Genomic DNA, 12578 nt, shown 5'->3' on the forward strand with positions numbered 1-12578 from the left:
TTTCCCTTCAGACGGCCTGATGGCCGTCATATTGTGCGTCAGGCCGTCTGAATGGCAGACGGCGCGACCGTTTATTCGAAGCGAGCGCTTCGTTCCATCAGGCGTTCAACGACTTGCTGCGGGGTCATTTCTTTGCGGATGAGTTGCAGCAGGGTTTGAGTGATGGGCATATCGATTTGGTATTTAGCGGCGGTGTTGAAGACTTCTTCAATGGTGCTGACGCCTTCGGAAACGTGGCCGATTTCGACAAGCACTTGATGCAACTCTTTGCCTTCTGCGAGGCCGAGACCGACGCGGCGGTTGCGCGAGAGTGCGCCGGTACAGGTTAGGATAAGGTCGCCGATGCCTGCCAAACCCATCATGGTTTTGGGTTGTGCGCCCATGGCGATGGCAAGGCGGGTGATTTCGGCAAGGCCGCGTGTTACTAAGGCTGCGCGTGCGTTGAGGCCGTATTCAAGGCCGTCTGAAAGGCCGGTGGCAATTGCCATGACGTTTTTAACGGCACCGCCCACTGCAACACCGATGACGTCGGTACTGCCGTACAGGCGCATTACATTGGTGTTCAGTTGGGCGGTGGTTTCTTCCACCCAGTCTTTGTTTTCGGAAGCAAGAACGACGGCGCAAGGCAGTTGGGCGGCCAGTTCTTGGGCAAAGCTCGGGCCTGAGAGAACGCCGATTTTTTTATTGTTAGGCAGGACTTCTTTCAGTACTTGGAAAGTCAGGAGGCCGGTATCTTGTTCAAAACCTTTGCAGGCTGCGAGAACGGGAATATCGGCGGCGTTATGCTGTTTGAGCAGCTCGGCACTGCTTCTGAGGCCGGCTACGGAGGTAACGATCAGGGCAAGTTGGCTGTCTTTCAGCGCTTCGCCCAAATCGGCGTGAACGGTCAGGGACTCAGGGAAAGGGAAGCCGGGCAGGCCGCGTTTGTTTTCGCGATCTGCTTGCAGGGTGCGGATTTGGTCGGGATTGCGTGTCCAAAGGGCAACTTCATTGTTGTGTTGCGCAAAGTGCAACGCGAGAGCTGTACCCCACGAACCTGCGCCGATGACGGTAATTTTCATGTTTCTCTTCCATATGGGAACGGGGCTTACTTTAAAACAAACGGCTTTGGGGTGCAAGGGCGGCGTTTGTGAAAAATATTTTGTGCTGTTTAAAAAGCCTTAGGCCGTCTGAAAGTTCAGACGGCCTGCTTCGGTTTATGATTTATTGTTACCGGAATGGTAGGCATCGTAGGCGTAGTAGTCGTAGCTGTTGTTGGCTTCGCGCTTCATGCCGTTGAGGACGACACCTTTGATGTTGATGTGGTTTTGTTTGAGGCGTTCGACGCTGGCCTCAAGCTCTCGTGCACGGGTGTGCGCATAACGGCTGATCATCAGGACGGTGCCGGCATGTTGGCCGATGATGACGGCGTCGGTAACGGCCAATACGGGCGGCGTGTCCAAGATGACGTAATCGTAGCGTTGGCGCGCGTGGGCGAGCAATTCGTTGAAACGGTTGTCCATCAAAAGCTCGGACGGATTGCTAGGATAGCTGCCGCTGCTGATGAGATGAAGGTTTTCAATGCCGGTCTCTTGTACGGCTTTGGCCGGAGCCGCTTTGCCGTTAAGGATGTCAGACAAGCCGAACTCGGGGGTAAGGCCGAAGAGTCGGTCGAGGTAGCCTTTGCGCATATCGGTATCGATAAGCAGGACGCGTTTGCCCGATTGCGCCATTACGGCGGCGAGGTTGGCGGAGATAAAGGACTTGCCTGCCTCAGGCGCGGCACCGGTAATCATGAGGACGTTGTTAGGCGCGTCCAGCATAGAGAAGTAGATATTGGTGCGCAGGGCGCGGATGGCTTCGACTGCCGTGTCGGCGCGGTCTTCGCTGGCCAGCAGATAGTTGGAACGGCCGCCGGTTTTTTTGAATTTGTTTTTGAAGAAGTCACGTTTTTGCTGGGTTTTGGAGTGCGGAACAAGAGCAACGACTTCCAAATTGAGGTTTTCGATTTCTTCGGATGAAGTAATGCCGTTTTTCATGCGGTTGCGAATCATCAGCCACAAAGCGGTCAATGAGCCTGCGGCAAGTGCGCTCAGAAGCGTGATGACGGCTTTGCGCGGGGCAACAGGGTTTTCAGGGACATAGGCATAATCGACGATGCGGACATTACCTTGCGCACTGGCTTTCATGATGTTGAGTTCTTGTTGTTTACTCAACAGTTGGACGTAGGTAGCCTGGTTGGTTTCTACGTCGCGGGTCAGGCGGATGACTTCTTGTTGGGTATTCGGCAACTCGGCGATTTGTTGGTTGATTTTGTTTTTAGCGCGTTCGAGGATGGCAAGTTTGTCCAATACGGCTTTATAGGAAGGGTGTTCCGGCGTGTACAGCTCGGCCAAACCTGCTTCTTCGGTTTTGAGCAGGGTAATTTGGGTTTCGATGCCGGTCAGGCTTTCCAATGCGCCTTTGGACTCGAGCGGAATGTCGAGGGAGCCTGATTGTTGGCGGTAGGCATTGAGTTTGTTTTCAGCGTCTTGTAAGGTTTCTTTCAAGCGTGGTAATTCTTCGCTGATGAAGGCCAAACCGCTGGATGCGACTTGGACGTCGCGTTCGCGGTTTTGCGCAACGTAGTTGTCGGCAATGCTGTTGAGGATGACGCTGGTACGTTTAGGGTCGGTGCCTGTAAAGGTAAGGTTGATGATGGGGCTGGTTTTACCTTTGCTGATGACCGCCAGTTTGTTTTGGATGTTTTCGATGGCGCTGATGCGCGAGAACTTGGTCAACGCAAATTCTTGACCCGGATTGGCCAAGATTTGATCGATTTTGAGGGTGGTTTGATTGTTGATTTTCAGAGGCACGCCGACCTTGCCTTCTACAACGCGTTTGTCAGGCAGGGTAAGGGTATAGGCTTTGTTGCTCTTGGCGGTCAGCGTGAAGGTTTTGTTGAACCATTCGTCTTGTACGGTAAAGCTGCCAACGGTCAGTTTAGGATCGGGGTCGCCGCTGATGTTGTGCATCAGGCTGCCGATAACGGGTGTGTATTTGGCTTTGACTTCTTGGTCAAGCTGAAGGTCGTCAACGGTTTTACCCAACACCAAGCGTGATTGAACCAGCTCGACTTCTGCTTCAGACGGCGTGGTTTGGTTGTTGAAGATGCTGTTGATTTCGGTCAGGATTTGGTTTTGTCGCGTTTCAATTTCCAGCATGGCGTCGGCACGGTATTGCGGAGTGGATGCCAGGCTGAAGGCTGCGCCAAGAATGCCGCCTGCAAGCAGGGCAGCGAGGATTTTGTATTTATTTGTCCAAATTACGCGCAGCTGTTGGCCGAAGTCGATTTCGTCGTTGTCTGCGCTGTAAGGTGTGTAGGTCGTTTTTTTCATTGCTTGCTTTCTTGTTCATGCCGGTTTTATACCGGTTGAGTTTTTCCGTTTAGTTTGGTTTTCCAAGTGTCTGCGGCAGCATTGAGCTGTTCAAAAACGGCTTCAAACATTTCACTGCTTTGTTTGTATGGGTCAGGTACGGTTTTTTTAGGCAACCATTGGGCAAACAGCATGGTTTTGCTGCGTGCCGGAGGATGGATGTCAGCCACCATGTCGATTTGACTGGGCTCCATGACGAGAATCAAATCGGCCTGTTCGCACATTGGGGCGGTCAGTTGGCGTGCCGTATGGCCTGCAACGATAACGCCGTGTTTGAGTGCGGTTTTGATGGCTTGGAAATCGGCATCCTTACCTGCCAGTGCTTTTATGCCGGCGCTGCTGATGCGGTAGCCGGGTAGTTTTTTCTGCATGATCCGCTCTGCGGTGGGGGAGCGGCAGATGTTGCCTAGGCAGACGATGAGTATGTTGTGGTACATGATATTGTTTCGGTTTATGGTCTGAAAAAAGCGTGAGTCAGACTATAAGGTACTGCTTTTCCGTTTGTGCGGTGTGTACGGCTTTTATATGCCGTTTATGTAATTTGGTCGGATTGTGCGTGATTTTGTATCCTGCTGTCAAACAAGGGTCTGACAGCAGGAACCACTGTTTATTTAAACGTATTGTCGAGGGTATTGACGTTGCTGATGGAGTTGGTAATTTGTGACATTACGCGGTTCCAACGGGTAACCGGGGCGGCGGTAACGTAAACGGTGTCTTCGGAGCGCAGTTTGAATTCGCTGCCCAGTGCGTAAGAGGTCGCATCTTTCAGGTTGAGCTGGTAGATGTGGATAGGTTTGGCCGCATCTTCAGGTACGCGGCGGATCACGAATACGCCGGTTGCATCCGCATAGGCTTGGTTCATGCCGCCCACTTCGCCGAGCGCTTGGGTCAGGTTGAGGCCGTGGTTGCCGATCGGCAGGGTCGCTTGTTTGCCGACTTCGCCCATGATGTAGATTTTGTTGTTGCTGCTGTTAGGAACGTAAACGATGTCGCCATGGCTGAGGAGGTGGTTTTGCGACATATCGCCGTATTGCAGCATGTTTTGCAGGGAGATGGTGCGGTCGACGCCGTTGTGCGTCCATTTGATGTGCTGGGTATCGGCGCTTTGGGTAACGCCGCCGGCTTGATTGATGGCATCCAAAATGGTCATCGGGATATTGGTAATCGGCAATTGGCCGGCTTGGTTGATGGCGCCGGAAACGGAAACGCGTTGCGAGCGGAACTCGGTAACGTTGATAGCGACTTGGGGGTTTTTGATGTAGCGTCTTAAAAGGTTGGTCAAGATGTTTTGCAATTCGTCCAAAGTTTTGCCTTTGGCTTGAATTTTGCCTGCCAATGGGTAAGTGATGTAACCGCCCTCATCCACCCAGGCGCCGCGGCTGACTTGGTTGGTTTGCGGGTTGCTTTGCTGGATGGGGGAGTTGAGGTCGGAATGCGCCCAAACCATGATGTTGAGGACGTCGCCGCTGCCGATGCGGTAGCGGTAAGCGCTTTTGCTTTGCTCCAAGCCTTGGTTGGCTTGGGAAAGGACGGGCGGCGTACGCATTTTTTCAATCAGGTTGGGCGTGATGGGGTAAACGGCAACGCGGCTGTCGAGGTTGGTATCGGCTGCGGTGTCGTTGTCGGTGTAAACAATGGTTTTGGTTCGGGTTTTGATGGTCGAACCGGGAATGACTGTCGTGCTGTTACAGGCAGCCAGTGCAAATAGAGTAAGCAGGGAGAGCGTTTTTTTCATGTAGTAGTCCTTGCAGTATGGTGTCCGGGCCGTCTGAAAATGTTCAGACGGCCTTGTTGTTTTGTTGCCAAACCAAGTCGCAGATACCGTCTTTGGGTACGAAGCCTGTCGGTGCGCGCAACAGAAGCTGGCGCAGGCTGTTTTGGTCGCTTTGGAGACAAGCGGTTTGGAGTTCTGACAGTATGTCAGATAATTGCGTCCATGGAAGCATTACTTCACTGGCGGTCATAATACGGGGATGAGTGGTTTTTTGCACCTCGTCGCCAATGAGCAGTTCTTCATAAAGTTTCTCGCCCGGGCGCAGGCCGGTAATCTTGATTTCGATGTCGCCGTGTGGGTGTTGCTCGTCTTTGACTTTGAGGCCGCTGAGGACAATCATTTGACGGGCAAGGTCGATGATTTTGACGGATTCGCCCATGTCGAGGACGAATACGTCGCCGCCTTTACCCATTGCACCGGCTTGGATAACCAATTGCGCCGCTTCGGGAATGGTCATGAAGTAGCGGGTAATGTCTTGGTGAGTCAGGGTAATCGGGCCGCCTTCGGCAATTTGTTTTTCAAATACAGGAACAACGGAACCGGACGAACCCAATACATTGCCGAAACGTACCATGCAGAAGCGTGTTTTTTGTTCCGGCTCGGCGGCAAGCGCTTGCAGGCAGAGTTCGGCCATGCGTTTGCTGGCGCCCATGGTGTTGGTCGGTCGGACGGCTTTGTCGGTGGAAATCAAAACAAAGGTGGAAACGCCCGCATCTACGGCAGCCTGCGCGCAGCAGAGTGTGCCGAACACGTTGTTTTGAATGCCTTCGATGGTGTTGAACTCGACCATAGGGACGTGTTTGTAGGCTGCGGCATGATAAACGGTGTCGACGTGATAGGCCTTCATGATGCTGCTAAGGCGTTCTTTGTTTTGAACCGAACCCAAAAGCGGTACGACTTCGACTTGGCTGCCTTGCGCGGCTTGAGTTTCGCGCAATTCTTTGTCTATGCTGTACAGGGCAAATTCAGACAATTCAAACAACAACAGTTTGGTCGGACGGCAGTTGAGAATCTGACGGCAAAGTTCGGAGCCGATAGAGCCGCCTGCACCGGTCACCATCACGACTTTGTCGCTGATGTCGGCACTCATTAATTCGGGGCGCGGTGCCACAGGGGCGCGGCCGAGCAAATCGACCACGGAGATTTTTTTCAATGAGCTGACGCTGATTTTCCCGTCCACCAAATCTTTCATGCCCGGAATGGTCAGGACTTCGCATTTGTATGCTTCGAGGCGGCGGATGATGTCTTTGCGTTCTTCAGGTGTAGAACTTGGAATCGCCAGCAGAATTTTGCGTACGCCGTAGCGGCTGATCAGCATCGGGATTTCGTTGGGGTTGTAGACGGCAAGGTCATAGATGACGGTACGTTGGATTTTCGGGTTGTCATCGACAAAAGCGATGGCCGAGTATTCGTTAACCTGTTTGATGGCTTCCAACAACTGGCGGCCGGATTGGCCTGCACCGTAGATGATGACGGGGGTCATTTGTTTGCGGTGATGATCGGTCAGAATCGCACGCAGGATCATACGTGAGCTGGTGACGCCGACCACCAAAACCAAGAAATAGACGATGGGCAGGGCAAGATGTAGTTTTTGTTCAAAAATCAAGGTGGTCAGGCAGAACAAGACCGCTGAAATAATGCTGCCGAATGCGGCGGCAGTCAGGACGCGGATGCTGACGAAGCGCGTGACGGCGCGATAGAGGCCGATACGGATGAAAAGGATGATGGTCAGCACAGCGGTGCTGCCAAAAGCCAGCCAGTTGGCGATACTCAACCATTCGTCGGAATATTGCACTTTGAGGCTTTGGGCAAACCAAAACGCCACGAATATCATCAAGATATCGTGGATGACGAAGAAGGTTTTTTTTAGATTGCGCGGCAGAGCCAGCAGGGTTTCCAAGTTCATTTTATATTTCTTGTGTCTGAGTGTTGTAATGTGGCTTGGTACGGATTGTTTGAAGCAGGCTGTTTTATTTTTTCAGACGGCCTGAAGTTGCAGGCCGTCTGAAAATGATTATGCCGTGGCTTCAGCCAATACGGCTTCGATGTTTTCTTTGCAGAACGCAATTTCTTCATCGGTCAGGGTTGGGTGCACCAAGAACATCAGGCTGGTGTCGCCCAGTTGGACAGCGTTTTTCAGTCGCTCTTTCGGACGCCAAGGCGTGTTGTCGAAGGCTTTTTCCAAATACACTTCGGAGCAGCTGCCTTGATAGCAGGGGACTTTGCGCGCGTTCAATTCGCTGACGATGCGGTCGCGCGTCCAGCCGTCTTTCAGGTGTTCGGGTTTGACGAAAACGTAGAACTTGTATTGCGCGTGTTCGATGTAGTCGGCCACTTTAACCAAACGGATGCTGGCAAATTTGCCCAAGCTTTCAGCCAGTTTGGCGGCGTGCGCTTGGCGGCGTGCTGTCCATTCGGGCATGCGTTTGAGCTGGATGCGGCCGATGACCGCCTGCATTTCCAACATGCGCCAGTTGGTACCGAAGCTTTCGTGCAGCCAGCGGAAACCGGGTGCGTGTTCGCGGTGGTACACGGCATCGTAGCTTTTGCCGTGGTCTTTGTACGACCACATTTTGCTCCACAGCGCTTTGTCGTTGGTGGTTACCATACCGCCTTCGCCGCCGGTGGTCATGATTTTGTCTTGGCAGAACGACCAAGCACCGACGTGGCCGATAGAGCCGACGGATTTGCCTTTGTATTTCGCACCGTGGGCTTGGGCGCAGTCTTCGATAACCCACAAGTTATGTTCTTTTGCCAAAGCCATGATGTCGTCCATTTCGGCAGGCATCCCAGCAAGGTGAACCACGATGATGGCTTTTGTGTTTGGCGTCAAAGCGACTTTGATGGTTTCGGCGCTGATGTTTTGGCTGTTCAAATCGACATCGGCGAAAACCGGATTTGCGCCGGCGGTCACGATGCAGGATGCGGAAGCCAAGAAAGTGCGCGAAGTGACAATCACATCATCGCCTTGGCCGATACCCATTGCTTTGAGGGCTACGTCCAAAGCCAACGTACCGTTGGAAAGGGCGACGGCGTATTGCGTGCTGACAAAAGCAGCAAATTCTTTTTCAAATTCGCGACATTCCGTACCTGTCCAGTAGTTGACTTTGTTGGACAGCAGGACTTTGGAAACGGCATCGGCTTCTTCTTGAGTAAAGCTTGGCCATGGGGAGAGTGATGTATTAAGCATTTGTTTTTCCTGCAAAAAGACTGGTTGAGCCTTTGGGGGCGATTTCTTCCAGCAGTTGGCGGTTGATCAGGGTGTATTTCTGACCGTTGATTTCGACGTATGCGCCGTCGTAAGGAGGGAACCAGAAGGCGCGGATTTTCTTCTCGATATTGTCGCCGTCGCGGATTTGCTTCATGGCTTCCATTTCGCCACGGCTGACGTAGCGGCCACCGATGTTTGGCGTGGTCGGCAATTTGGTTTTCGACTCGATGGCGCGGGTGATGATGCGTCGTGCGAAATCTTCCAATGCCTGCATGGTTTTGCGTTCGAGCGATTGGGCGGTTTCTGTTTCGGCGTCGATAGGGAAACGGTCCACTTCGATGATTTCGCCGGTATCGATGGAAGCATCGACGTAGTGGGCGGTATTGCCCCATTCGTTCAGCTCGTCCATGATGGCCAGGTTGTAGCCGCCTGTGCCTTTGTATTCGGGCAACAGCGCAGGGTGGAAGTTGATTGTGCCTAAAGTCGGAATGCTCAGGAATTCATCACGCAGCTTGCGCCAGTAAAGGACGGACAAGCCCAAATCGTATTTCAGACGGCCTTCTCGCATTGCTTCCAAAGCCGTATCGAAGGTGTACAGGGGCAGGCCCAATTCCTGCGCGGCAGCCGTGGTCGGCGAGCCTTGCAGATGGCTGTCGGTCAAGACACCGACGATTTCGATATGGTCTTGTTTGGTCAAAAAACGAAGCAGGTTGGCGGAAACCTGTTTACGACCCATAAATAAGATTTTCATGGAGAAATGTCCCTTATGCATTTGCTTTTTCGGTGGCGGAAGTTGTCAGTGTAGTCAATTCTTCCAGGGTGTTTATCCAAAGGGTGGGCTGGTATTCACGACCGTATTGCTCGGGCTCGGCTTGATGAATATTGTGCGGCTTAGGCATGATGCCTATGGAGAGCCAACCCAGTTTGTTTGGTGCGACAAAATCTTTTTTGATGTTGTCGCCGATGTAGATGAAACGTTTTGCAGCCGGATATTTGTTTTGCAGGAAGACAAAACGCTTATCGTCGGGTTTTTCCGATTGCATGGCTTCCGAAATCAAAATGTCGTCAAACAAATCGGTCAAACCCAAGGCCTGTATTTTCAAACGCTGTGTCAGACTGCGGCCGTCTGTAATTAGGGCGCGTGCGGCAAAAGGGCGCATCAGCTTCCGTAAAAAAGACGGTTCGACATAAGGTCGGATAACAGGCCTATGTAGTCGATATTGCCACAAAAGTGATTGTTTCTCTAGTTCGTTTAATTTGCAATGATGACACAAATTGTCGAGCCAGTCTTTACTTTTATTGTCTGCAATTTCATTTAGTACGTCGGCATCGTGTTGTGGATAAAGCGACGTAATTATCCCTACAACTGCCTGTATTCCGGAGCATTTGTAGTCGTACTCAGAGTAAAGCGTATCGTCAAGATCGAAGACGATGACGGATTCTTCCGGCTTAATCATGTTCTCTTACCAAAACTTTAGCATCGTAACGAAGCATGATTAAATTGTTTTCCCAGTCGTCGGAGAACGGGACGTCTTGGCTGCCGATATATTCTTGAATCAGCCAGCCCGGATAGTTGCCGCCTGCGGCGTAAGTCAGTGGAAAACCGCCGCCGAAGCGCGGGTTGATTTCCACACCGTAGGTTGTGCTGTCGGTTTTGCTGACGAAGAATTGCGCGGTAATGCAGCCGCGTGCGCCTTCCAATACGGCCATTTTTTCAACCAGCTCTTCATATAGGGCATTGCGTCGGGTTGCGCCTTTGCTGACTTCGCCGGTGCGCACTTCCAAACGTTCGCGAGGGATGGCGCATTTCAGACGGCCTTGACGGTCGTAATACATATCGACGGTAAACTCGGAGAAAGTATTCTCAATATCGATGTATTGGGCGAACATCATTTTCGGGTCTTCGGTAATGTCGACAGTCAAATCAGCCGGTGTGTTGATTTTTTTCGCACCGATGGCGCGGCTGCCGTCATAAGGCTTGGCAAAACATGGGAAAACCAAGCGGTCACGTTCGTAAATTTCAGGCGAACGGATGCCGTATTGTGCAAACAGGCCAGCGGTCAGGCGCTTGTCGCGGCACAGGGTAATCAGTTTTGCATCGGAAATGACAATATGTATTCCTTCAGCTTCAAAACGGTCACGTGCTTCGGCCAGTTTGAGCAGCTCGGTATCGATGGTTGGCACAATCAGACCGATGTCGTGTTGTTTGGCCAGCTCTAAAATGCTGTCAATGTATTCGGCTGCATCGATGCGCGGCACGCTGAAAGCGCGGTCGGCAACATGGCAGGCAGAAGACATGTGGGGGTTGAGGTCAGTGGCAAAAACGCCGATGCCGTCTGAAAAACGTGCGGCTTCGGTTTGGAAGTCCTGCACCAATTCGACACGGCGACCTGCCGACAGAATCAGTATGTTATTTTTTTTCATCAGTTTTATTACCCGTGAAATAAGGCATGGTGGCTTCTCCTTCGGCTGAGATGCCTTCTTTGACGAAGACTTTTTTAACCGTCAGGAACAAAATTTTGATATCCAGCCAAAAGCTGAAGTTGTCGATGTACCAAACATCGTGGGCGAATTTTTCATCCCATGAAATGGCGTTGCGGCCATTGACTTGCGCCCAACCGGTCACGCCCGGTTTCATTTCGTGGCGGCGGTTTTGGAAGTCGTTGTACAACGGCAGGTAGTGCATCAGCAGCGGACGAGGGCCAACTAGACTCATCTCGCCTTTTAAGACATTCCATAATTCAGGAAGTTCGTCCAAACTGGTAGCACGTAATTTTTTGCCGAAATCGGTCAGGCGTTCGCTGTCCGGTAGCGGGTTGCCGTCTTTATCGATTGCATCGCGCATGGAGCGGAATTTAATCATTTTAAACGGCTTGCCATCCTTGCCCGGCCGCTCTTGGATGAAGAACACAGGCGAGCCTAAGTTTTTGCGGATGAGGTACACCAAAATCAAAAACACAGGCGACAGGATAATCAGCCCCGAAGCGGAGGCAACAATGTCAAACAGGCGTTTGAAAAATTTATTCATGAGCTAATCTTTCAATCAGGTTGACGATTTTTTGATAGGCAACGTCGCGTTTGAAGCGGCGGACGATTTCTTCGGACTGAACAGGATCGTTTTTGCGCTTCAGAATATCTTTGGCGGCTTGAACGAAACCGTCCACATCGCCGGAACGGTAGTTCGCATGCGGCAGCAGGGTAAGGACTTTGGCAACTTCGTCGTTGACCTGGCTGTTCAGAATCGGTTTTTGCAAAGCCATATAGTCGGACAGTTTGTTGGTAATCGACTGCATGGCGTAAGAGTGGATGGCGTTGACGGAAATGTCGCAGCCTTTGGCGACCGACATCATTTCGGCGTAAGGAATGTAGCCGTAGAACTTGATGCCGTCGCAGGCATATTGTTTGAGCCTCTCCAAATCGGGGCCACCGCCCATGATGTGCAATTCGACGTTTTCGCCGGCATCCAACAGTTTGCGAACGCCTTTGCACACGGTTTCCACGTCATAGCTGTAACTGAGCGTGCCCAAGTAGAAAAAGCGGGTTTTGTCGTCGCCAAAATCTTTAGCAGGCGCGGCATCGAGTTTGGGAAAATCAGCGCCGATATAGACGACTTCGCCGGGTACGTTCGGATTGGCTTCTTTGGTGCGGTCGAGATAAGTCTGCGATACGGCAACCAGCGCATCGGCGTAGCGGTAGGCTTGGTTGGCGCGTGAAGCAAAGGGCAGCAGGTTGTGCGGTACTTTTTTCAAAAACGGTACGACCGAGGAGAAAGACTCCGGCCATACATCCTGCACATCGACAATCAGTTTGTAGCCCAAACGCGTTTTGTGTTTGCCCAACAGCAGGTTGGTGGCAATCAGCGGATAGGCGGAAAAGACGACGTCTTGTTCGCCCGGACGGCAGTTTTCCAACCATTTTTCAAAATGTTTGACAAAGCGGTGATGGCTGGTCACGCGTCCCAAAGACACGTTTTTGCTGTATCCGCTTTCTTCCAACAGCATGACTTTCAGACGGCCTTGTGAGGCGGCCTCGGCATCTTCGGGCCGTCTGAAAGATTTGTCGTAGTGCTTGAAGTTGCTGGTAATCAGCAACACGTCATGCGACTGCGACAACAGCTCGGCAAGATACCAGAAGCGGTTGAAATGCGGCTCGGAAGGCAGCGAGCAATAAGGGGCGACGATGGTAATGTTCATGTTTC

The 12578-nt window shown here is 51.9% G+C and carries 11 protein-coding genes; all 11 read right to left on the bottom strand.

Annotated features, from left to right (window positions below; genetic code table 11):
- Window positions 1-71: 71 nt before the first annotated feature.
- The 11 genes from ACTHR2_RS08425 to ACTHR2_RS08475 all read right to left on the bottom strand — a co-directional run bounded on the left by ACTHR2_RS08425 (window position 72) and on the right by ACTHR2_RS08475 (window position 12573).
- Entirely contained in the window at window positions 72-1061 is a 990-nt protein-coding gene (locus ACTHR2_RS08425) for an NAD(P)H-dependent glycerol-3-phosphate dehydrogenase (protein ID WP_114926378.1), read from the bottom strand.
- 135 nt (window positions 1062-1196) lie between these two features.
- The gene (locus tag ACTHR2_RS08430) at window positions 1197-3356 is read right to left on the bottom strand and encodes a polysaccharide biosynthesis tyrosine autokinase (protein ID WP_440375607.1); all 2160 of its coding nucleotides are present in this window, start codon (window positions 3354-3356) and stop codon (window positions 1197-1199) included.
- 26 nt (window positions 3357-3382) lie between these two features.
- Complete coding sequence (locus tag ACTHR2_RS08435; RefSeq protein WP_440375608.1) at window positions 3383-3832, bottom strand: low molecular weight protein-tyrosine-phosphatase; 450 nt, start codon at window positions 3830-3832, stop codon at window positions 3383-3385.
- A gap of 170 nt (window positions 3833-4002) precedes the next feature.
- Window positions 4003-5130: a polysaccharide export protein gene (locus ACTHR2_RS08440; protein ID WP_440375609.1), complete on the bottom strand. Its 1128-nt coding sequence runs from the start codon at window positions 5128-5130 to the stop codon at window positions 4003-4005.
- 43 nt (window positions 5131-5173) lie between these two features.
- On the bottom strand, window positions 5174-7075 hold the full coding sequence (locus ACTHR2_RS08445; RefSeq protein ID WP_263338395.1) for a polysaccharide biosynthesis protein: 1902 nt from the start codon (window positions 7073-7075) through the stop codon (window positions 5174-5176).
- 108 nt (window positions 7076-7183) lie between these two features.
- Window positions 7184-8359: a DegT/DnrJ/EryC1/StrS family aminotransferase gene (locus ACTHR2_RS08450; protein ID WP_101756154.1), complete on the bottom strand. Its 1176-nt coding sequence runs from the start codon at window positions 8357-8359 to the stop codon at window positions 7184-7186.
- Complete coding sequence (locus tag ACTHR2_RS08455) at window positions 8352-9131, bottom strand: methionyl-tRNA formyltransferase (RefSeq protein ID WP_263338389.1); 780 nt, start codon at window positions 9129-9131, stop codon at window positions 8352-8354. Before ACTHR2_RS08455 ends, ACTHR2_RS08450 begins: the two co-directional genes overlap by 8 nt.
- Before the next feature lie 13 nt (window positions 9132-9144).
- A complete protein-coding gene (locus ACTHR2_RS08460; RefSeq protein WP_263338387.1) occupies window positions 9145-9837 on the bottom strand; it encodes an HAD family hydrolase in 693 nt (230 codons plus the stop codon).
- Window positions 9830-10804, bottom strand: a complete 975-nt coding sequence (locus ACTHR2_RS08465; protein ID WP_263338384.1) for an ATP-grasp domain-containing protein — start codon at window positions 10802-10804, stop codon at window positions 9830-9832. The genes ACTHR2_RS08460 and ACTHR2_RS08465 overlap by 8 nt, the downstream gene beginning before the upstream one ends.
- Window positions 10791-11408 (bottom strand): sugar transferase, encoded by a 618-nt coding sequence (locus ACTHR2_RS08470; RefSeq protein ID WP_049333552.1) that lies wholly within the window; start codon window positions 11406-11408, stop codon window positions 10791-10793. Before ACTHR2_RS08470 ends, ACTHR2_RS08465 begins: the two co-directional genes overlap by 14 nt.
- Window positions 11401-12573, bottom strand: coding sequence for a glycosyltransferase (locus tag ACTHR2_RS08475; protein WP_263338379.1), 1173 nt, complete (start codon window positions 12571-12573; stop codon window positions 11401-11403). The genes ACTHR2_RS08470 and ACTHR2_RS08475 overlap by 8 nt, the downstream gene beginning before the upstream one ends.
- Between the last annotated feature and the right edge of the window lie 5 nt (window positions 12574-12578).

The organism is Neisseria sp. P0006.S004 (genome assembly GCF_051963015.1).
In the GTDB taxonomy this organism is placed as follows: Bacteria; Pseudomonadota; Gammaproteobacteria; order Burkholderiales; family Neisseriaceae; genus Neisseria.

Coding starts and splice junctions, on each gene's coding strand:
- ACTHR2_RS08425 (WP_114926378.1), bottom strand. CDS start 1,061: ATGAAAATTACCGTCATCGGCGCAGGTTCGTGGGGTACAGCTCTCGCG.
- ACTHR2_RS08430 (WP_440375607.1), bottom strand. CDS start 3,356: ATGAAAAAAACGACCTACACACCTTACAGCGCAGACAACGACGAAATC.
- ACTHR2_RS08435 (WP_440375608.1), bottom strand. CDS start 3,832: ATGTACCACAACATACTCATCGTCTGCCTAGGCAACATCTGCCGCTCC.
- ACTHR2_RS08440 (WP_440375609.1), bottom strand. CDS start 5,130: ATGAAAAAAACGCTCTCCCTGCTTACTCTATTTGCACTGGCTGCCTGT.
- ACTHR2_RS08445 (WP_263338395.1), bottom strand. CDS start 7,075: ATGAACTTGGAAACCCTGCTGGCTCTGCCGCGCAATCTAAAAAAAACC.
- ACTHR2_RS08450 (WP_101756154.1), bottom strand. CDS start 8,359: ATGCTTAATACATCACTCTCCCCATGGCCAAGCTTTACTCAAGAAGAA.
- ACTHR2_RS08455 (WP_263338389.1), bottom strand. CDS start 9,131: ATGAAAATCTTATTTATGGGTCGTAAACAGGTTTCCGCCAACCTGCTT.
- ACTHR2_RS08460 (WP_263338387.1), bottom strand. CDS start 9,837: ATGATTAAGCCGGAAGAATCCGTCATCGTCTTCGATCTTGACGATACG.
- ACTHR2_RS08465 (WP_263338384.1), bottom strand. CDS start 10,804: ATGAAAAAAAATAACATACTGATTCTGTCGGCAGGTCGCCGTGTCGAA.
- ACTHR2_RS08470 (WP_049333552.1), bottom strand. CDS start 11,408: ATGAATAAATTTTTCAAACGCCTGTTTGACATTGTTGCCTCCGCTTCG.
- ACTHR2_RS08475 (WP_263338379.1), bottom strand. CDS start 12,573: ATGAACATTACCATCGTCGCCCCTTATTGCTCGCTGCCTTCCGAGCCG.